General features: G+C 54.5%; 17 protein-coding genes and 4 pseudogenes. 8 read left to right on the plus strand and 13 right to left on the minus strand.

Annotated features, from left to right (window positions below; all coding sequences use genetic code 11):
• Nucleotides 1-56 precede the first annotated feature (56 nt).
• The 5 genes from ymiC to topA all read right to left on the minus strand — a co-directional run bounded on the left by ymiC (nt 57) and on the right by topA (nt 4,710).
• Nucleotides 57-155 (minus strand): small membrane protein YmiC, encoded by a 99-nt coding sequence (ymiC, locus tag GM30_RS27010; protein WP_235501647.1) that lies wholly within the window; start codon nt 153-155, stop codon nt 57-59.
• A 134-nt stretch (nt 156-289) separates the two neighbouring features.
• Complete coding sequence (locus tag GM30_RS26715) at nt 290-457, minus strand: hypothetical protein (protein WP_192901440.1); 168 nt, start codon at nt 455-457, stop codon at nt 290-292.
• Between the two features lie 2 nt (nt 458-459).
• Nucleotides 460-621 carry a YmiA family putative membrane protein gene (locus GM30_RS23730; protein ID WP_072091790.1) on the minus strand — a complete coding sequence of 54 codons (162 nt, stop codon included), beginning with the start codon at nt 619-621 and terminating at the stop codon, nt 460-462.
• 326 nt (nt 622-947) lie between these two features.
• Complete coding sequence (gene cysB / locus GM30_RS04210) at nt 948-1,922, minus strand: HTH-type transcriptional regulator CysB (protein ID WP_049847614.1); 975 nt, start codon at nt 1,920-1,922, stop codon at nt 948-950.
• Nucleotides 1,923-2,112: 190 nt separating this feature from the next.
• On the minus strand, nt 2,113-4,710 hold the full coding sequence (gene topA / locus GM30_RS04215; protein WP_049847628.1) for a type I DNA topoisomerase: 2,598 nt from the start codon (nt 4,708-4,710) through the stop codon (nt 2,113-2,115).
• 386 nt (nt 4,711-5,096) lie between these two features.
• On the opposite strand from topA, the gene GM30_RS04220 reads away from it, so the two are divergent.
• Nucleotides 5,097-5,348 carry a YciN family protein gene (locus GM30_RS04220; protein WP_049847615.1) on the plus strand — a complete coding sequence of 84 codons (252 nt, stop codon included), beginning with the start codon at nt 5,097-5,099 and terminating at the stop codon, nt 5,346-5,348.
• Between the two features lie 36 nt (nt 5,349-5,384).
• Here GM30_RS04220 and sohB read toward each other — a convergent pair whose 3' ends face one another.
• Entirely contained in the window at nt 5,385-6,431 is a 1,047-nt protein-coding gene (sohB, locus tag GM30_RS04225; protein ID WP_049847616.1) for a protease SohB, read from the minus strand.
• Between the two features lie 256 nt (nt 6,432-6,687).
• Here sohB and GM30_RS04230 point away from each other — a divergent pair, with 256 nt between their 5' ends.
• Together GM30_RS04230 and cobO are read left to right on the plus strand one after the other, a co-directional pair.
• Complete coding sequence (locus GM30_RS04230; protein WP_049847617.1) at nt 6,688-7,446, plus strand: YciK family oxidoreductase; 759 nt, start codon at nt 6,688-6,690, stop codon at nt 7,444-7,446.
• A complete protein-coding gene (gene cobO / locus GM30_RS04235) occupies nt 7,443-8,033 on the plus strand; it encodes a cob(I)yrinic acid a,c-diamide adenosyltransferase (protein ID WP_049847618.1) in 591 nt (196 codons plus the stop codon). Before GM30_RS04230 ends, cobO begins: the two co-directional genes overlap by 4 nt.
• Nucleotides 8,034-8,063: 30 nt before the next feature.
• On the opposite strand, the gene GM30_RS04240 is transcribed toward cobO, so the two are convergent.
• The 4 genes and pseudogenes from GM30_RS04240 to GM30_RS04255 form a co-directional block, all read right to left on the minus strand.
• On the minus strand, nt 8,064-10,070 hold the full coding sequence (locus GM30_RS04240; RefSeq protein WP_049847619.1) for a DUF2207 domain-containing protein: 2,007 nt from the start codon (nt 10,068-10,070) through the stop codon (nt 8,064-8,066).
• The gene (locus GM30_RS04245) at nt 10,039-10,584 is read right to left on the minus strand and encodes a LemA family protein (protein WP_049847620.1); all 546 of its coding nucleotides are present in this window, start codon (nt 10,582-10,584) and stop codon (nt 10,039-10,041) included. Before GM30_RS04245 ends, GM30_RS04240 begins: the two co-directional genes overlap by 32 nt.
• A gap of 165 nt (nt 10,585-10,749) precedes the next feature.
• A pseudogene (rluB, locus tag GM30_RS04250) lies at nt 10,750-11,543 on the minus strand (23S rRNA pseudouridine(2605) synthase RluB).
• A 240-nt stretch (nt 11,544-11,783) separates the two neighbouring features.
• Nucleotides 11,784-12,788: a LacI family DNA-binding transcriptional regulator gene (locus GM30_RS04255; protein ID WP_049847621.1), complete on the minus strand. Its 1,005-nt coding sequence runs from the start codon at nt 12,786-12,788 to the stop codon at nt 11,784-11,786.
• A gap of 317 nt (nt 12,789-13,105) precedes the next feature.
• Between GM30_RS04255 and GM30_RS04260 the strand changes: the two genes are divergently transcribed.
• Together GM30_RS04260 and GM30_RS04265 are read left to right on the plus strand one after the other, a co-directional pair.
• Nucleotides 13,106-14,302 (plus strand): L-talarate/galactarate dehydratase, encoded by a 1,197-nt coding sequence (locus GM30_RS04260; RefSeq protein WP_049847622.1) that lies wholly within the window; start codon nt 13,106-13,108, stop codon nt 14,300-14,302.
• Between the two features lie 73 nt (nt 14,303-14,375).
• Nucleotides 14,376-15,686, plus strand: coding sequence for an MFS transporter (locus GM30_RS04265; RefSeq protein ID WP_049847623.1), 1,311 nt, complete (start codon nt 14,376-14,378; stop codon nt 15,684-15,686).
• 141 nt (nt 15,687-15,827) lie between these two features.
• On the opposite strand, the gene ttdR is transcribed toward GM30_RS04265, so the two are convergent.
• Entirely contained in the window at nt 15,828-16,781 is a 954-nt protein-coding gene (gene ttdR, locus GM30_RS04270; RefSeq protein ID WP_049847624.1) for an L-tartrate utilization transcriptional activator TtdR, read from the minus strand.
• A gap of 213 nt (nt 16,782-16,994) precedes the next feature.
• On the opposite strand from ttdR, the pseudogene GM30_RS04275 reads away from it, so the two are divergent.
• From GM30_RS04275 to GM30_RS04285, 3 genes and pseudogenes are all read left to right on the plus strand, one after another.
• Nucleotides 16,995-17,552 (plus strand): annotated as a pseudogene (locus GM30_RS04275) (fumarate hydratase); the annotation flags it as partial.
• A gap of 59 nt (nt 17,553-17,611) precedes the next feature.
• Nucleotides 17,612-18,217 carry a L(+)-tartrate dehydratase subunit beta gene (ttdB, locus tag GM30_RS04280; protein ID WP_049847625.1) on the plus strand — a complete coding sequence of 202 codons (606 nt, stop codon included), beginning with the start codon at nt 17,612-17,614 and terminating at the stop codon, nt 18,215-18,217.
• Nucleotides 18,218-18,264: 47 nt separating this feature from the next.
• A pseudogene (locus GM30_RS04285) lies at nt 18,265-19,533 on the plus strand (anion permease); the annotation flags it as partial.
• Between the two features lie 64 nt (nt 19,534-19,597).
• On the opposite strand, the gene GM30_RS04290 reads toward GM30_RS04285, so the two are convergent.
• Together GM30_RS04290 and GM30_RS04295 are read right to left on the minus strand one after the other, a co-directional pair.
• Nucleotides 19,598-20,218, minus strand: a complete 621-nt coding sequence (locus tag GM30_RS04290; protein WP_049847626.1) for an L-threonylcarbamoyladenylate synthase — start codon at nt 20,216-20,218, stop codon at nt 19,598-19,600.
• Nucleotides 20,215-20,664, minus strand: a pseudogene (locus GM30_RS04295) (PHP domain-containing protein); the annotation flags it as partial. The pseudogene GM30_RS04295 and the gene GM30_RS04290, both read right to left, overlap by 4 nt.

Below are 20,664 nucleotides of genomic sequence, written 5' to 3' on the forward strand. Positions count from 1 at the left end.
GCAGGAAAAACAAAACCCGGTTGCGACACCGGGTTTTTGCGGAGTGTTTTGGTGGATTAGTTGATCAGCATCCAGGCCATCTGGCCCCAGAACAGGACCGATAGCGTGAAAGCACCGATCCACGACCAGTATTTCATCTCGCTATGTTGATTCATAATATCACTACCATTTCTGTATTTATTCAGCGGTCCTGCCATTTCAGGCAGAACGTATATTGCTGATGTGCATAAAAATATACTGACGTTCAGGATAAAATAGGCCTGATAATTCGATGGGTTTATTAAATCAATTATTGTTTCTTAGATTCGTCATCGGCGAATGCGTCAATAAATGCCTGCTGTTGCGGCGTCAGTTTCCAGGACGGTGGAACCGTTGACCTGACCTTACCGGACGCTTTCACGTTGTCATCAGATTTACACACTGGTTTTGCTGACTGAAGTTGACCAGAAACGACCATTCTTATCCCCAGAATTTCCAGATGAGCAATGCGACGACAATCCAGAACAGCGCTGAACCCAGAAACACCGCTAGCCAGGCTTTGCGCTTTAGCGCCGGATCCCTCTCCGGCCCTTCGCTTCCTGATGGCATCGCTAACCTCTTACAATCGACATCGCTTATCATTTTGGCACCAAACAATCGGTACAAGTAATCACCACTGAGATAAATCCTAATTAAAAATTAACCAAAAATCCAGTGAATTTACCAATCGGAACCATGGAATAATTCAATCTTTTGACGGCAAATAAATAATTGGCTCATAAAATTTGCGCTACGGATAAATAGTTTCTACTTTTGTCGGGCTCTGGCGACACTTTAGTACTAGTAAAGTATTAGTGTGGAGAGAAATTGATTAATGCAGGAATGATAATGCGGGCAATTCTAATTTAGCTTTAGTGATCAAATTCACGATATCCCCGTTTCCGGGGATATCATTATCACGGCCGGTATTATTTCTCGGGCAATTTAATATCTTTAAACATCTCTTCGATGTCTTCATTCGACCGCAACGCGACTGCCGTATCCACCACGTCACGGGTCAGATGCGGCGCAAAGCGCTGAATAAAATCATACATATAGCTGCGCAGGAAGGTGCTGCGGCGGAAGCCGATTTTGGTGGTGCTATGGCTGAAAATTTCATGCGCGTCGAGCTTAATCAGATCCGGATCGGAGACCGGATCGACCGCCATGCTGGCGATAACCCCCACGCCCAGTCCCAGACGAACGTAGGTTTTAATCACGTCCGCATCCGTCGCGGTAAAGACGATGCGCGGCGTCAGTCCGGCGCGGTTGAAGGCAGTGTCGAGTTCAGAACGACCAGTGAAACCGAAGGTGTAGGTGACCAGCGGATATTGCGCCAGCTCCTCAATTGAAACCGACGATTTCGACGCCAGCGGATGTTCAGGCGTCACCACAATAGAGCGGTTCCAGTGATAGCACGGCAGCATGACCAGATCGTCATAGAGATGCAGCGCTTCGGTGGCGATGGCAAAGTCAGCGTTGCCTTTGGAAACGGCCTCGGCGATTTGCGTCGGTGAGCCCTGATGCATATGCAGCGACACACGTGGATAGCGCTCAATAAAACCCTTGATGACTCCTGGCAGCGCGTAACGCGCCTGGGTATGCGTCGTGGCGACATACAGCGAGCCTTTATCCGGCCAGGTATGCTCCCCGGCGACCGATTTGATGGCATCCACTTTCGACAGCACTTCACGCGCAATGCGGATGATTTCCTGCCCGGCGGGCGTGACCTGCGTCAGGTGCTTACCGCTGCGGGCGAAAATCTGGATCCCCAGCTCATCCTCCAGCATGCGCACCTGCTTACTGATGCCGGGCTGCGAGGTATAAAGACCTTCAGCCGTGGAAGAGACGTTCAGATTGTGATTCACGACCTCAACGATATAGCGGAGCTGCTGTAATTTCATGGTGGGTATCCGGTGTTTTCTCGGCGATGTCCATCGCTTAAGACGATAACAGAATAAAAATCGGGTTAACTATAACCACTATATCATTTATACCAGATGTGTATAGACGGGAACAAAAAATAATAACACGGTTATAAAAAAGGGCCACAACGTGACCCTTTTCGCGGAAATGTGACTGAATGTCTGAGAATTATTTCTTCCCTTCGACCCATTTTCCGTCAACGAAGAAAGCGGACCAGCCGGTCGCTTTGCCGTCTTTTTCGGACGCCACATACTGCTGTTTGGTTTTGCGGCTGAAACGAACCATCGTCTTATTGCCTTCCGGATCCTGCTGCGGCGCATCGGCCAGGTAACGCAGTTTTTCCGGCAGGCGATCGCGGAAACGGTACAGTTCTTCCACCAGCGGCGCGCGGGTCTCGCGTGATTTCGGGAAGGTATTCGCGGCGAGGAACACGCCTGCCGCACCGTCACGAAGCACGAAGTACGCGTCAGATTTCTCGCATGGCAGTTCCGGTAACGGCACCGGGTCTTCCTTCGGCGGTGCCACTTCGCCATTGCGCAGAATTTTACGCGTGTTCTTACAGTCGTCGTTGGTGCAGGCCATGTACTTACCGAAACGCCCCATTTTCAGGTGCATTTCAGAACCACATTTCTCACACTCCACGATCGGGCCGTCATAACCTTTGATGCGGAACTCGCCCTCTTCGATCTCGTAGCCGTCGCAGGTCGGATTGTTACCGCAGACATGCAGCTTACGCTTCGGATCGATCAGGTAGCTGTCCATCGCCGTGCCGCATTTCGGGCAACGACGTTTCGCACGCAGCGCGTTGGTTTCGGCGTCATCGCCTTCCAGCACGTTGAGCACTTCGTTTTCCGGCACCAGGTTGATGGTGGTTTTGCAGCGCTCTTTCGGCGGCAGCGCGTAGCCGGAGCAACCGAGGAACACCCCGGTACTGGCGGTACGGATACCCATTTTGCGGCCGCAGGTCGGGCAGTCGATGCTGGTCAGCACCATCTGGTTCGGCTGCATGCCACCCTCTTCCGGATCTTTTTCCGCCGTTTCCAGCTGACGGGTAAAATCACCAAAGAAGTTATCCAGCACCTGACGCCACTCGGCTTTATGGTTCGCCACCTCATCGAGGTGATCCTCCATCTGCGCGGTGAAGTCGTAGTTCATCAGATCGCGGAAGTTGTCTTCCAGGCGATCAGTGACAATCTCACCCATTTTTTCCGCGTAGAAGCGGCGGTTTTCCACCCGCACGTAACCACGATCCTGAATGGTGGAGATGATAGACGCATAGGTCGACGGACGGCCGATACCGCGTTTTTCCAGCTCACGAACCAGCGATGCTTCGCTGAAACGCGCAGGCGGCTTGGTGAAGTGTTGCGCAGGCAGCAGCTCAACCAGCGACAGCGCGTCGCCCTGATTGACCGGCGGCAGCGTGCGATCTTCATCGCCCTTGCGCAGCGCAGGCATCACTTTCGTCCAGCCGTCAAAACGCAGCGTACGACCGCGCGCTTTCAATTTGAACGCGCCCGCTTCCACGGTCAGGGTGGTGGAATCGTACTGCGCTGGCGTCATCTGACAGGCGACGAACTGACGCCAGATCAGCTGATACAGCTTCTGCGCATCCGCTTCCATATCCTTCAGGCTTTCCGCCATCACGCTGACGTCAGAAGGACGAATCGCTTCGTGCGCTTCCTGAGAATTCTCTTTGCTGGCGTACAGGTTGGCGCTTTCCGGCAGGTATTTTTTACCGAACGTGTCGCCAATGTAGCCGCGCACCATGCTCAACGCGTCCTGACTCAGGTTGGTGGAGTCGGTACGCATGTAAGTGATGTGGCCCGCTTCATAGAGGCGCTGCGCCATCATCATGGTTTTTTTAACGCCGAAGCCCAGACGCGTGCTGGCCGCCTGCTGCAGCGTGGAGGTGATGAACGGCGCACCCGGTTTGCTGCTGGTCGGCTTGTCTTCACGTTCCATGACGCTGTAGCGTGCTTTTTCCAGCAGGCTCACCGCCGCCATCGTTTCGTCACGGGTTACCGGACGGAACGGCTTGTCGTTCTGGTGAGTCACTTCCAGCGGCAGCGCGTCGCCCGATGGCGTGGTGGTGTTCGCATTGACTTCCCAGAACTCTTCCGGGACGAACGCTTTGATTTCACGCTCGCGCTCCACCACCAGACGCACGGCCACAGACTGGACGCGCCCGGCAGACAGACCACGGGCAATTTTCTTCCACAGCAGCGGAGAGACCATGTAACCCACCACGCGATCCATAAAACGGCGCGCCTGCTGAGCGTTCACACGGTCAATATTCAGTTCGCCAGGCTGTTCGAAGGCCTGACGAATCGCGTTTTTGGTGATTTCGTTAAACACCACGCGGCTGTAACGTTTGTCATCTCCCCCGATCACTTCCCGCAGGTGCCAGGCAATGGCTTCCCCTTCGCGGTCAAGGTCGGTTGCGAGATAGATGTGGTCGGCTTTTTCCGCCAGCTGTTTGAGCTCTGAAACTACCTTTTCTTTCCCTGGCAGCACTTCGTACTGTGCTTTCCAGTCATGCCACGGGTCAACGCCCATACGGTTGACGAGAGCACCACGTTCATCCTTCTTCGGCTTCTTAGCCGTTTTGGTGGAGGTAGAGTCGGCGCTCTTTTTGGAGGCTGAGCCACTTGTCGGCAAATCGCGGATATGACCGACGCTGGATTTCACCACGTAGTCATTACCCAGATACTTATTGATCGTTTTGGCTTTTGCCGGGGACTCAACGATAACGAGAGCTTTACCCATATTCACCTTTACCTGATTGAATGCATCGCACACAGATTCACCTTCCACTGGCGACGAGCCTTGATGTTGCGGCGACGTCAATGGATATCAACCCCTTATCTGCAACGGGCCCGGAAAGCCAGCGCCAGATGGCTGAGTTTACTGACGTTTTCCCCGTCAGGTGGTATAGCACGAAGAATTTTCGGTCGAATGTCAAGCAAATCTGATACCAGTTTGCTGAAAGCGTCACACTCTACCTGATAAAATTCGTTACGCAACTTTATTAGCATGCAAACGCGGATCCTGCCAGCGGTGTAACTTATTCCATTTCCCCGGAAAAACAAGGGGAAATTTGCCGACAGCCCGCCTGCGGCGTAGACTAATGCCAGTGATTTAAGGAGTAGAGAATGCAAGGTACAACCCAACCCATCGACAAACAAACGTTACTGGCAGAGGCTAACCGGCTCATTCGCGAGCACGAAGATACAATGAAAGGCATCGAAGCGACTGATGTCACCCAGCGTAACGGCGTGCTGGTGTTTAGCGGCGAGTATTATCTTGATGAGCAGGGCTTGCCAACCCCGAAAAGCACGGCGGTATTCAATATGTTTAAATACCTGGCGCATGAACTCTCAGAAAAATACCATCTGGTCGATTAAACAAAAAACGCGAGGCCTGGCCTCGCGTTTTTGCATTTACAGCATCGGTTTTTGACCGCGCTGCCACCAGCGCAGCAGCAGTCTGTCGGCGCTTTCGGCTGCGCTGCCGGTCAGGCGATCCAGCATGCGCTTGCGCTGCAGGTAGCGGACGCTGATCACGTCGCGACCGTCCATCAGACTCAGCAGCAGGTCGTCGCTGGTGCCCACTTCATCCACCAGTCCTTTTTCCTGCGCCTGCACGCCATACCAGTGCTCGCCGGTGGCGACCTGGTCGATATCCAGTTCCGGACGCATGCGCTTCACGAATGACTTAAACAGAAGATGGGTTTCATTGAGATCCTCACGAAACTTCTGTCGCCCTTCATCGGTGTTTTCGCCCAGCAGCGTCAGCGTACGCTTGTATTGCCCGGCAGTGTGCAGTTCAACATCGATGTCTTTGTTTTTCAGGAAGCGATTAAAGTTGGGGATCTGTGCCACAACGCCAATTGAACCAATAATAGAAAACGGCGCGGCAACGATTTTGTTCGCCACACAGGCCATCATATAGCCACCGCTGGCCGCAACTTTATCCACCGCCACCGTCAGCGGAATGGATTTTTCGCGCAGACGCTGCAGCTGCGATGCCGCGAGCCCATAGCCATGCACCACGCCGCCAGGGCTTTCGAGACGCAGAACGACTTCATCCTGCGGTTTGGCGACCGCCAGCACAGCGGTGATCTCTTCACGCAGACTGTTGACTTCGTGGGCGTCCATACTGCCTTTGAAATCAAGCACCCAGACGCGGGCTTTTCCCGAATCTTTTAGATCGCCCTGCTTCGCTTTGGCCTTCGCGGCTTTGGCTTCCTGCTTGCGCTTTTTCTTCTGCGCTTTATGCCAGAGCTTCTGCTGGGCGTTATCCAGCATGGCGACTGCCAGCTCTTCCTGCATATCCTGATATTGTTCGCTCAGGTTAGTGACCCGCAATTCGCCACGCTGTCGTTTCCGCTGTGTCAGGTTAACGATAATGGTTGCAATGACGGCAATCGCCACGACAACCGTCACGATCTTGGCTAAAAACAACCCGTATTGAGAAAGTAATTCCACTCTTCCACCTTGATTAAAATCACCTAACATTCGCGCTCAGTGTACATCACCGACCGGGCAGCGTCCTGAACGTTATTCTACGCTGCGAGCCGCCTTCCCGTTTTTTTCCTGAACAATGAAACCGTTGCAAAATGTTAACAGTGCGGGGACTGTCCGCCTGGCTGATTGTAATGCAGCGCTATTTAGGGCATAAAGCCGAAAAGTCTGCTGAAATGAACACAGGTCTGGTCCGAAAATGGCCAGTCAAGGAGTTGCCGTGCATTACCAACCACAGCGCGATTTACTGCAAAATCGTATTATTCTGGTCACTGGCGCCAGCGATGGTATTGGTCGCGAAGCCGCATTAACCTATGCCCGCCACGGTGCCGCCGTGATCCTGCTCGGGCGCAACGAAGACAAACTCCGCGCCGTCGCCCAACAGATTGAATCCGAAGGGCTCCCCGCTGCGCAATGGTTTACCCTCGATCTGCTGACCTGCACACCTGAAGCCTGCCAGCAACTGGCGCAGAACATTGCCCTTCACGCCCCGCGCCTTGACGGCGTGCTGCATAATGCCGGATTGCTGGGCGATGTCGCCCCGATGGCGGAACAGCGCCCGGAGGTCTGGCAACAGGTGATGCAGGTGAACGTGAATGCCACCTTTATGCTGACTCAGGCATTGCTTCCTTTATTACTCAAATCCGATTGCGGATCGCTGGTCTTTACCTCGTCGAGCGTCGGGCGTGAAGGCCGCGCCAACTGGGGCGCCTATGCCGTCTCAAAATTCGCGACCGAAGGAATGATGCAGGTGCTGGCGGAAGAGTACCAGGGGCGGCTGCGGGTGAACTGCATCAACCCTGGCGGCACCCGTACCGGTATGCGCGCCAGCGCGTTCCCGACGGAAGATCCGCTGAAGCTGAAAACCCCGGCGGATATTATGCCGGTTTACCTGTGGCTGATGGGCGACGACAGCCGCCGCAAAACGGGTATGACCTTCGACGCACAACCAGGCCGTAAACCGGGGATCGCACAATGAGTGATGAACGCTACCGCGAGCGCCAGCAGCGGTTAAAAGATACCGTCGACGCTCGCGTGGCAGCCGCGCAGGACGAACGCGGGATCGTAATGGTGTTTACCGGCAACGGTAAAGGCAAAACGACCGCGGCGTTTGGCACCGCCACCCGCGCCGTCGGTCACGGCAAACACGTCGGCGTGGTGCAGTTTATTAAAGGCGAATGGCCCAACGGCGAACGCAACCTGCTTGAGCCGCACGGCGTGGAATTTCAGGTGATGGCGACCGGGTTCACATGGGACACGCAAAACCGTGAAAGCGATACCGCCGCGTGCCTGGCCGTATGGCAACACGGCAAACGCATGCTCGCCGATCCGGCCCTCGATCTGGTGGTGCTGGATGAGCTGACCTATATGGTGGCGTACAACTATCTGCCGCTGGAAGCGGTGCTGACAGCGCTGAAAAATCGCCCGTCGCAGCAGTCGGTGATCATCACCGGTCGCGGCTGTCACCGCGAGATTATGGAACTGGCCGACACCGTCAGCGAGCTCCGTCCGGTAAAACACGCGTTTGACGCGGGTGTTAAAGCGCAGATGGGGATTGATTATTAAGATCCGGGCTGGCCGCAGCGCCAGCCGTTTTTACCAGCCGCCGCCTCCACCGCCACCTGAACCGCCGCCAGATGATCCTCTGCCTGACGATCCTGAACTGCTACGACGCGATCCGNNCCCGCCATGGCCCGAAGTGGGTTTCGTCATTGCCGATGAGCGACAGGAGTCGTTGAAGATGCGTACGTGGCGCCATTCCGTGTGGGCAAAGACCTCAGACGCGCTACCGCTACTGATCAGATACGCCGAAAACGCATTCGCCCAGGTTTCCCCGACGCCCAGCGCCAGCGCATACGGTAGCATGCGTTCGAAGTGCGTGACCTGCTGTTCTGGCGGATAAAGTATTTCAAAACGATGCGCTTCCGCGGTGTTGAGATAGCGTTTGAGCCCTTCCGCCATGGCCAGTGCTTCCAGCCCCTGCTGCGTGTATTTTGGCACCGTCAGCCGGAACACCAGCAGAGTGATTATCCCCGCCAGCAGCGCACCGATATAGCCCGCGGGCAGTTGCCCCAGCGACATTGACGTTGCCCAGCTCACTACCGCGGCAAGGGTTGGTACCATGATCGCCAGCAGGACCAATGGCGCACAGCCCCAGCGCACGAGGCTCCAGCGTGAGGTTCGCAGGGCAGTAAACCCGATAAACGCAAACAGTGAGGTAAAGAGAATAAAGCCCAGCGCGAGTAGCGTCAGCACACCGATTCCACTGCGGAAAAAGACGGCGCATAACAACGGGATCGCCAGCAACAGCAGGATCCCGGCAAAAAATATCCGCCCCCAGCGCAGGAACAACGCGCTCTTTTGAGCGCTGTAGCGTTGCTTCAGCAGGCTGAGCGCTTTTTGCATAGCCGGTTGATACGCGTTGCTGAGATTGATGCGCTTCTTTGCATCGCTGAACAGTGTTCTCAGCAGGCGTTGATCTTCCAGGCTGACGTTTATCGCCCGGCCTTCGCTCTGGCGCGACAGCCACTGCTCTTCTTTTGCCGGGGAAGACCAGAACCCCTTCCCGCACGGTTCAGTCGTTTTCAGGGTCAGGGAGATTGCCCGTCTGGCGACCAGATCCAGCAGGTCGCAGCTGAACACGGTGTCATCAAAACGGCGCTGGCTGACATAGCGGATAAAGCCTGGCGTGATGCCCTCGGGTACGTCATACAGCGGGATCACCGGCGGCATTTTCAGCCCGCCGCTGACCACCTTGCGCCACCACCAGACAGGCAACACGATGAGCATCGCCAGCACCGGTACCCACAGCACCAGCGTTTTTTCGCCGGGCAGCAGCGCATAAATCCACGGATTGACCGCGTCGGGATCGGGCGCGTTTGCCAGAATGCCCCGCGGCCAGGTGTACACCACCGTCAGCCCCTGTTGCGGATGTAGCGAGGCCGTCGTTCTGACGCTGCCATCGGCCTCAATGGTGGCCTGCTCACCCTGCTCGCCCGCATAGCCGGTATAAACATCAATGCTGCGCAGACGCTGATCGTAGCCTTTGCTGTTCAGATACCCTGCCGCGCCGGGCAACGTCAGCTGGAAACTGGCCTTATCGATGGTGTACGGCCAGCCGTTGCCCGTCACGTTCCAGTACAGTTCGTCCCCTTCCGGGAAGCGGCTGAAGTGATTGTTGACCCGATAGTGGATGACGTACGTATGCTCGCCGGTGTCTACCGTGCGAAAGGCATCACCAATGCGCAGCTCCAGCATGTCGCCTTTCCGCGCTTCGCTGTACGGTTCAGGGTGACCATCGCGCAGCACCTGCACCACCTGATAGCCGACGCGGAAAATTTTACCGTCCTGACGGTTCCAGGTCAGCGGGAGCGTACGAAAGATGCCGTGGTTGATCTCGTTGCCGGTGGCATAGACGCGGATTGACTCCGCCACCGCCATGCTACCGTCGTCATTGAAACTGGCCTGCACATCAAAGGCGAGAATATGCTCATCACCAGGCGCCGCTAATGAGAGCGGCGCCCAGACGCAGAGAAAACTCCAGAACAGCAGCCTGCGCGCAGCCTTGCGATTAAACGTCCATCCGTGGAACCGCAGCATCATTCGGATCCTCCAGTTCAAAAAAGTCACCGGTTTTAAAAGCGAAAATTCGCGCCACAATCAGGCTGGGGAAAGATTCCACCCGAATATTCAGATCGCGCACCGTGCCGTTGAAATAGCGGCGCGCCAGCTGCAGCTGTTCTTCAATTTCTGCGAGGGTATGCTGCAGCGAAAGAAAATTCTCGTTGGCTTTGAGTTCCGGATACGCTTCCGCTAGCGCAAATATACGGCCCAGAATACCGGCATAATCGCGCTCGTTTTGCGCAACATCGCGCGTGTTGCCCGTCAAATCGCCGCGTTGTCGCGAAATCGCCTCAAGCAACTCTTTTTCGTGTGCGGCATAGCGCTTGACCAGGCTCAGCAGATTGGGCGCCAGATCGTGGCGGCGCTTAAGCTGGACGGAAATCCCGCTCCACGCCTCGTCCCTGAAACGGCGCAGGCGAATAAAGCGGTTATAGGTGAAGATGAACCACAGCGTAACGACGGCGAGTGTGGCAAGAATCAGATACGTTTCCATTTATTCCCATCCCTTTGCGGTGGGGCGCAAACACATCCCCTGTGAAGGATGAATTTTATTCTGGCATTAACGGTGTGGGAATCGAGCGGTCAACAAAATGAGATTTTTTCTTGCGGCGGGAAACGGACTCAGGGGCGCAATTTGCCCCTGTTCCGTGAGAGAAAATTAGCCGTTGTTGCGACCACCAGAACGGCGGTTGCCGCTGACCTGGCTATGGCGCTTCACGGCGCGGCGGATCTGATTCGCCTTCATGCGACGGCGGTCTTTTTCGACAGCCACTTTAGATTCGGTTTCCGGCTTCAGCCCTACCAGCTCGCGCAGGTAGTTAGTTTGCGCCAGATCGAGCTCCGTCCAGCCGCCGCGCGGCAGGCCTTTCGGCAGCGGGATATCGCCGTAGCGCACGCGGATCAGGCGGCTCACCTGCACACCAACCGCTTCCCACAGGCGACGCACTTCACGGTTACGCCCTTCGGTCAGGGTGACGTTGTACCACTGGTTAATACCTTCACCACCGCTGAATTTGATGGTTTTGAACGCCGCCGGGCCATCTTCCAGCTGAACGCCACGCGCCAGATCGCGCACTTTGCTCTCTTCGATCTGGCCAAACACGCGCACCGCATANGGTGCATCAGACGGTTTGCCAGTTCGCCATCAGTGGTGAACAGCAGCAGACCACAGGTATTCACGTCAAGACGACCCACGGCAATCCAGCGCGCGCCGCGCAGCTTCGGCAGACGGTCAAACACGGTCGGACGCCCTTCCGGATCGTTGCGGGTACACAGTTCGCCTTCCGGCTTGTAGTACGCCAGCACGCGGCAAATCTGCTCAGCGGATTCTTTTACGGAGATGAGGTGACCATCAATACGGATCCGCAGGCCCGGCGTGATTGCAACGCGGTCGCCCAGCGTGGCGATTTTTCCGTCCACGCTCACGCGACCGGCTTCAATAATGGATTCAATTTCACGACGCGAGCCGTGGCCGGCACGGGCCNGCCTTCACAGGCGTCGACCTGATATATAAAAAACTATATAAATCAATATGTTATCTTATTTCAAGAAAAGCCATTATACGCGATATTCACTACATTGTAACCTACTTTGATGTACATCATGTTCATCCCCTTGTAGACACGCGAGATCTTCCCGCGCTTCGTTGTTGTCCACCCGGAATCGTTCGCGTTTTCGGTTACATGTGTCCGTTCAGGCGGACTCCCGTTCAATCAAATGAAAGCCCATATCTACAATGGCTTCTGCACCCGGTTTCTGTTCAATACGATCGGCTAGCAGCGTGGCGGCGCGCTGGCCAATGGCGCGTCTGTCAACACTTACGGTCGTAATTGACGGACGATTACTGGCGGCAAAATCGAGGTCGCCAAAACCAATAACCGCTACATCCTGCGGGATGCGTAAGCCACGGCTTTCGGCCTCCATCATCGCCCCTTGCGCCAGGGTGTCCGAACTGCAGACTATGACGTCAAACTCACCTTCATCAAAAAGCTGTGTTAAGCCGCTGCGCCCCAGTGAAAGCGATGCCGGAAGGGGCACGTCCACCTGCGGTACCGCATAAATAGCGTGGCATTGAAGAACACTGCATAACCCCTGCTTACGCTGTGCGGCCCGGCGATCGGCGGTCCACAACAGACCAGGACGACGATAACCTTTACTCAGAAGATATTCACCCGTCGCCTGCCCGACCTTTTCATGGGAAAACCCCACCAGCATATCGAGCGGCGTGGGCGTTAAGTCCCAAATTTCCACCACCGGAATCGCGGCGTTCAGGATCACCTTCTTCAGTTCTGTCGTGTGATGGATCCCGGTAAGTACCACGCCATCGGGCCGGCGGGAAAGCAGCGTCGCCACCAGATCCGCTTCCGTTTGTTCGGTATAGCCGGTTACGCACAGCAATATGTGATACCCGCGTCGGGCCAGCTCATCGCTCAGCGACTGGATGGTATCAACAAACATATTGTTATTTATTTGTGGTACCAGGACCGCAATCAATTTACTCCGTCGCGACGCCAGACTGCCCGCCAACGCGTTGGGTATATAGCCTGTGGCACGAACCGCCTGCATGACTTTCTCTACCGTTTTGGGGCGAACCAGTTGCGGCGAATTTAACGCCCGGCTGACGGTCATCGGAGAGAGTCCAGCACTACGTGCTACATCTTCCAGCGTCGGTGCGCGAGGTGGTTTAGTGCTCTTCACTGCTAATACCCCTGCAAAATTGGCTGATTTATCTGCACATTATTCATTATGCCTGTGGCTATTGCCAGCTTCCCGCCGGGAAAGGCCGCAAATACAGCGGCTTACTGCTTCGCGTCAATTGCAAAATGATAGCGCAAACATTTAGTATTGTGCTTTTTCCCAGAAAGTTTTGGATCGTGATCTATTTTGCAATAAATGATGCTTTTTATGCGCCGTATGTGATCGATTGTTCAATTCAACATCAACTCTCTGGATTCTCAAAACGCTTAAGAATAAAAATGATAGCGCAATCATTTTATCGTCATCAGGAGAGTAACATGTCTTTAAGTGCGAATTCCGACGCCGTCACCTATGCAAAAACGGCAAATGCCAGAACCGCAGCAGAAACCGGCGATCGTATCGAATGGGTGAAGTTGTCACTGGCTTTTCTACCGCTGGCAACCCCAGTGAGCGATGCAAAAGTACTGACCGGTCGACAGAAACCGTTGACCGAAGTGGCGATTATTATTGCCGAAATCCGCAGTCGTGACGGCTTTGAAGGGGTTGGTTTTAGCTACTCCAAACGGGCCGGTGGGCAGGGCATTTATGCTCACGCCAAAGAGATTGCCGACAATCTGCTGGGTGAAGATCCCAATGATATTGACAAGATCTACACCAAGCTGTTGTGGGCCGGTGCCTCTGTGGGGCGCAGCGGGATGGCGGTACAGGCTATCTCCCCTATCGATATCGCTTTATGGGATATGAAGTCCAGGCGTGCCGGTTTACCGCTGGCAAAACTGTTGGGTGCACACCGTGACTCCGTTCAATGCTACAACACCTCAGGAGGGTTCCTGCATACACCGCTCGACCAGGTGCTGAAAAACGTGATGATTTCCCGCGAAAATGGCATTGGCGGTATTAAGCTGAAGGTCGGACAACCCAACTGTGCCGAGGATCTCCGCCGGTTAACCGCAGTACGTGAAGCGCTTGGGGATGATTTTCCGTTAATGGTTGACGCTAACCAGCAGTGGGATCGCGAAACGGCTATCCGCATGGGACGTAAGATGGAGCAGTTCAACCTCATCTGGATTGAAGAACCGCTGGATGCCTACGACATCGAAGGTCACGCTCAGCTTGCAGCTGCGCTGGATACGCCTGTTGCCACTGGAGAAATGCTGACCAGTTTCCGTGAACACGAGCAGCTGATTTTGGGTAATGCCAGCGATTTCGTCCAGCCGGATGCACCGCGTGTCGGCGGTATCTCTCCGTTCCTGAAGATTATGGATCTGGCGGCGAAGCACGGGCGTAAACTGGCTCCGCACTTTGCAATGGAAGTGCACCTGCACCTCTCCGCAGCGTATCCGCTGGAGCCGTGGCTGGAACATTTCGAGTGGCTGAACCCCTTGTTCAACGAGCAACTGGAGCTGCGCGATGGCCGTATGTGGGTTTCCGATCGCCATGGCCTGGGCTTCACCCTCAGTGAGCAGGCACGCCGCTGGACACAATTAACCTGTGAGTTTGGCAAACGCCCTTAATACGACAGGCGGGACTCATTCCCGCCCCTCTTACCTTACATAATGCATTCTGCCCTTTTCTGAGGAGTAGATAATGAACACAATAATAAAGCGCACAAAGGTGCGTTACACCATACTTATATTTTTATTTCTTGCTACCGTATTTAATTACGCAGACCGCGCAACCTTATCCGTTGTTGCCCCAATAATGAGCAAAGAATTAGGTTTTGATCCGGAAGCCATGGGTCTGGCCTTCTCCTCGTTTGGTATTGCCTATGTCATTATGCAACTGCCCGGTGGTTGGCTACTGGACCGTTACGGCTCGCGACTGGTCTACGGTTGCGCATTGATTGGCTGGTCGCTGGTAACCATGTTTCAGGGGACGATCTATCTGTATGCCAGTCCCTTGATTGTGCTGGTAATTCTGCGTCTGATGATGGGGGCGATTGAAGCGCCAGCCTTTCCAGCAAACAGTCGCTTAAGCGTGCAGTGGTTTCCCAATAATGAACGTGGTTTTGTGACTTCTGTTTATCAAGCCGCGCAATATATCTCGCTGGGAATTATTACTCCGCTGATGACCATTATTCTGCATAATTTAAGCTGGCATTTTGTTTTTTATTACATTGGCGCCATCGGGGTAATTCTCGGTGTATTCTGGTTAATTAAAGTCAAAGATCCGATGCACCACCCAAACGTTAATCAAGAGGAAATTGACTATATTCGTCTTGGCGGTGGTGAACCAGCCCTGGGCAGTAAAAAAGAGACACAGAAAATAACATTCGCACAGATTAAAACCGTCTGTGTTAATCGAATGATGATCGGCGTTTACATCGGGCAGTTCTGTGTCACCTCCATCACCTGGTTCTTCCTGACCTGGTTCCCGACTTACCTGTACCAGGCGAAAGGCATGTCAATTCTGAAAGTCGGATTTGTGGCCAGTATTCCAGCCATTGCGGGTTTCATTGGCGGCCTGCTCGGTGGTGTTTTCTCTGACTGGTTACTCAAACGCGGTTATAGCCTGACGATGGCGCGCAAACTGCCTGTTATCTGCGGCATGCTGCTCTCTTGCGTGATAGTGATCGCCAATTACACCTCTTCAGAATTTGTGGTCATTGCCGCGATGAGTCTGGCCTTTTTCGCAAAAGGATTTGGTAACCTGGGCTGGTGCGTACTCAGCGACACCTCGCCGAAGGAAGTTCTGGGGATTGCCGGCGGTGTATTTAACATGTGCGGCAATATGGCAAGCATCGTAACGCCATTGGTCATCGGTGTGATCCTTGCCAATACCCAGTCGTTCGACTTCGCCATTTTATACGTCGGTTCAATGGGACTCATTGGCCTCATTTCGTATCTGTTTATCGTCGGTCCGTTAGACCGTATCACGCTGACACCATCCGCAGCCTGATTGTCCTTATTGCGAACGCTTCGCTCCGCTGTTCCGGGATTGTACTCCGTCGGAACAGCGCTTTTTTATGTGTGCCGAGTGAGCGGAGAAAGTCTGCCCGTTCGCTCTGACCCCCTGCCAGTGAAGTAAAACGAGGCGAGATTATACGAGTTCGTCGCAGGACTTTGGCGCCTGATAACCCTCGTCTGGCTTGCCTAATCTGCGCTGGCACCAGGCCGCCAGAAATTCCACGCAGACTCTGAGCTTGACGCTGCGATACAGCGGCTCCTGATACACCGCCCAGATATTTGCGCTCTGCGCGTAATCCGGCAACACCCGCACGAGTTTGCCACTCGCCAGAAACGGCTGCACGTCCCATTCGGAGCGCAGCATGATACCTTTCCCTTCCAGCGCCCATTGCAGCACGATTTCACCGCTGTTAGAGGAAAGATGCCCGCTCACTTTGACCGATTTTTTCGCGGTTCCATTATCCAGCTCCCATATTCCGTGCGTCATATCACGTTCTTTTGTCACCAGGCAATCATGTTGACTTAATTCCTGCAGGGTTGTCGGTGAAGGATATTTTTGTAGATATTCAGGGGAAGCACACAATATTCTTTTATTCTTTGTTAACAAATGCGCAATATAATAATCCGGGATTTCATCATTAATACGGATATCAAGATCGATATTATCCTGTACCAAATCAATCTGCCGATCGAAGAGTTCAAAGTGAACCTGTAACTCAGGATAAATGCGCATGAGTTCGGTGATGGCAGGCGCAATATGGCTGCGACCAAAACCGAAGCTGCAACCAATGCGAATCATCCCTTCTGGCCGCGTTTTGATTTGCGTCACCTCATCGACTAACCGCTGATACTGCGTGAGGATCGCCAGCGCCTGCTCGTAGCACCGCTGCCCGCTCTCGGTGAGCACTACCGCGCGTGCCGAGCGGTTGAGCAGCATCGACCCCAGCGTGCTCTCAAGGATCTGGATCCGCTTGGTCACGAACGCCGGGGTTTGCCCCAGCGCCGCCGCCGCAGCGCTAAAGCTTCCTGTGTGAACAATTTCTACCAGCACCTGCAGGTCTTTGGCTAAAGGCCACGTTTTGAGCATAGTCGGGTATTCCATGAGTGTGATACCCGCAGTGTAATTCGCTAAAAAATGTTAATCCCTGCCCTTGCTCAATTTTCGTCATCTTTCTTCGCAGTGATTTACGAACTGTTAATTGCAGATACACAGTGGCAAAAAATATAAAACCACACATTTGGTGATAGTTTAATCGGGAGAATTTCCTTCCAGCAAAATAAAAGAACTGGAGTTGATATGATGAGCAATAAAAATAATGAAAAGGCGGTGAATACGCTGACAGAAGTTGTCGCTAATTTTACCGCGATGATTTCCACCCGAATGCCCGACGACGTGGTGGATAAATTAAAACAGTTACGGGACGCCGAAACCTCTTCCATGGGAAAAATCATCTACCGCACCATGTTCGACAACATGCAAAAAGCCATCGATCTCAACCGACCTGCCTGTCAGGACACGGGTGAGATCATGTTCTTTGTGAAGGTGGGCTCTCGCTTTCCGCTGCTCGGCGAACTGCAAAGCATCCTTAAACAAGCGGTGGAAGATGCCACGGTGAAAGCGCCGCTGCGCCATAATGCGGTAGAGATTTTTGATGAAGTGAACACCGGGAAAAACACCGGCAGCGGCGTACCGTGGGTGACGTGGGACATCATTCCGGACGGCGAAGACGCTGAAATTGAAGTCTACATGGCAGGCGGCGGTTGCACGTTGCCGGGACGCTCGAAAGTGCTGATGCCGTCTGAAGGCTATGAAGGGATCGTCAACTTCGTTTTTGAAAACATTTCGACGCTGGCGGTCNNGCTGCTGGTGCATTCTGATCTCTCCTTCGAAAACCTGTCTCACACCCGGAGCGCGTTATGAAAAAGATCCTGACAACCCCGATCAACGCCGCAGACCTGGAAGATATCCGCGTGGGCGATGTGATCTACCTGACCGGCACGCTGGTGACCTGCCGCGACGTCTGCCATCGTCGCCTGATCGAACTTAAGCGCCCCATCCCGTACGACCTGAACGGCAAAGCAATTTTCCACGCCGGGCCGATCGTGCGTAAGAACGGTGAAAAATGGGAAATGGTCTCCGTCGGCCCGACCACCAGCATGCGTATGGAAGCCTTTGAGAAAGAATTCATTGAGCAGACAGGCGTCAAATTAGTGGTCGGCAAAGGCGGCATGGGGCCGCTGACAGAAGAAGGCTGCAAGACGTTTAAGGCGCTGCATGTCATCTTCCCGGCGGGCTGCGCCGTGCTGGCGGCAACGCAGGTGGAAGAGATTGAAGAGGTGCACTGGATGGAACTGGGCATGCCGGAATCGCTGTGGGTATGCCGGGTGAAAGAGTTCGGGCCGCTGATTGTCTCGATAGACACCCACGGCAATAACCTGATCGCCGAAAACAAAAAAATGTTCGCTGAGCGTCGCGGGCCCATTGTCGATGAAATCTGCGAGCACGTGCATTACATCAAATAACCCTTCCGGAGAGACGCGTCGTCTCTCCCTTTTTCAGGGATACGATTATGGCACCTTTAACTGGTTGGTGGCGATACCTGGCTCCGCTGGCAGTCATCGTCATTATTGCTGTTTTGCCCGTTCCCGCCGGTCTTGAGAGCCACAGCTGGCTCTATTTCGCGGTCTTTACCGGCGTCATCGTGGGACTGATTCTGGAACCTGTCCCGGGCGCGGTGGTAGCGATGATCGGCATTTCGATTATCGCGGTTCTCTCACCCTGGCTGCTGTTCAGCCCGGAACAACTCGCCCAGACGGGTTTCAAATTCACCGGCAAAGCGCTGTCGTGGGCGGTGTCCGGTTTTTCTAATTCCGTTATCTGGCTGATTTTCGCCGCTTTTATGTTTGGCACCGGTTATGAAAAAACGGGTCTCGGTCGGCGTATCGCACTGATGCTGGTCAAAAAGATGGGACATCGTACGCTGTTTCTCGGCTACGCGGTGATGTTCTCTGAACTGATCCTCGCGCCTGTCACACCGTCCAACTCTGCCCGGGGCGCAGGGATCATCTACCCGATTATCCGCAACCTGCCGCCGCTCTATAACTCCCGGCCTGGCGACAGCAGCGCCCGTTCCATTGGCTCCTACATTATGTGGATGGGGATCACCGCCGACTGCGTGACCAGCGCCATTTTCCTGACGGCGATGGCCCCGAACCTGCTGTTGATCGGTCTGATGAAGAGCGCCTCCGGGGCCGCGCTGAGCTGGGGAGACTGGTTCCTGGGCATGCTGCCGTTGAGCATTTTGCTGGTCCTGCTGGTACCGTGGCTTGCTTATCTGTTGTACCCGCCGGTGCTGAAATCCGGCGATCAGGTGCCGCGCTGGGCTGAGGCGGAACTGAAGGCGATGGGCCCGCTCTGTACACGTGAAAAACAGATGCTGGTGCTGATGGTGGGTGCGCTACTGCTGTGGATCTTCGGTGGAAGTTATATCGATGCCGCGATGGTCGGCTATAGTGTGGTCGCGGTGATGCTGGTGTTACGTATCATCGCGTGGGATGACATCATCAGTAATAAATCGGCGTGGAATGTGTTCTTCTGGCTGGCATCGCTGATCACGCTCGCCACCGGCCTGAACGACACCGGGTTTATCACCTGGTTTGGCAAGCTGCTGGCAAACGGGCTGAGCGGCTACTCGCCAGTGATGGTAATGGTTGCGCTCATCGTGGTGTTTTACCTGTTGCGCTACTTCTTCGCCAGTGCCACGGCGTATACCTCCGCACTGGCTCCGATGATGATCGCTGCCGCTCTGGCAATGCCTGACATTCCGTTACCGGTATTCGGATGCCACTCGTATTGCTTTAAACCCCGCCAGGGGCGGCAACGCTGTCGCCCCTTTAACGCGCTTACAGGAAGGGTTTTACGGCACCGACGCCTTCGCGCAGCACCACCGGTGCATCGTCGGTCAGATCAACCACCGTCGTCGGCTGCTGGCCCAGATAGCCGCCGTGAATGATCAGGTCCACCTGCTTCTCCAGACGATCCTTAATCTCTTCCGGGTCAGACTCGGTGAAATCACTGCCGGGCAGCATCAGCGAGGTGGAGAGCATCGGCTCGCCAAGCGTCTCCAGCAGCATTTGCGCAATCGGGTTCGACGGCACGCGCATACCGATGGTTTTACGCTTCTCCTGCAACAGGCGGCGCGGCACCTCTTTGGTGCCTTTAAGAATGAACGTGTAATTGCCTGGTGTGTTGTTTTTCATCAGGCGGAACGCGACGTTATCTACATATGCATAGGTTGACAGCTCGGACAGATCGCGGCACATCAACGTAAAGTTATGCCCGTCCGGCAGGTGACGAATGCGGCAGATACGCTCCATCGCCCCTTTATCTTCAATTTTGCAGCCCAGCGCATACCCGGAATCCGTGGGGTAAACGATCACGCCACCTTTACGCACGATCTCCACGGCCTGGTTAATCAGTCGCGCTTGCGGATTGTCCGGATGAATATAAAAAAACTGACTCATACTTCCCTCTCACGAATTATTCTGCGGCTGTTCCCAGGCCTGCCACACGCCATCCACACCGGCGGGAAGGCCGAGCTTGCGTCCGNTGATGAAAATCAGAGCCCTGCGATCCCAGTAAACCGTACTGGCGAGCGTAGATGGCGAGTTGGGCGCGCTCATGGGGCGCCTGCTGACACTGCGCGACTTCCATCGCGTCTCCACCGCATTCGGTGAACCAGGCCAGCAGCCTTTTCAGCCATTTGGCAGACAAATCATACCGGCCCGGATGCGCCAGCACGGCTTTACCGCCAGAATGATGAATCACATCAATAGCTTGATCTATTGTACACCACTGCGGCGGAACATAACCGGTTTTCCCGCGCGCGAGGTATTTTTTAAACACGTCGGCCATATTGCTGGCTTTGCCCGCCTCAACAAGAAAACGGGCGAAATGGCCACGGGTCACC

It is taken from the genome of Trabulsiella odontotermitis (assembly GCF_001188485.1).
GTDB lineage: Bacteria > Pseudomonadota > Gammaproteobacteria > Enterobacterales > Enterobacteriaceae > Trabulsiella > Trabulsiella odontotermitis_A.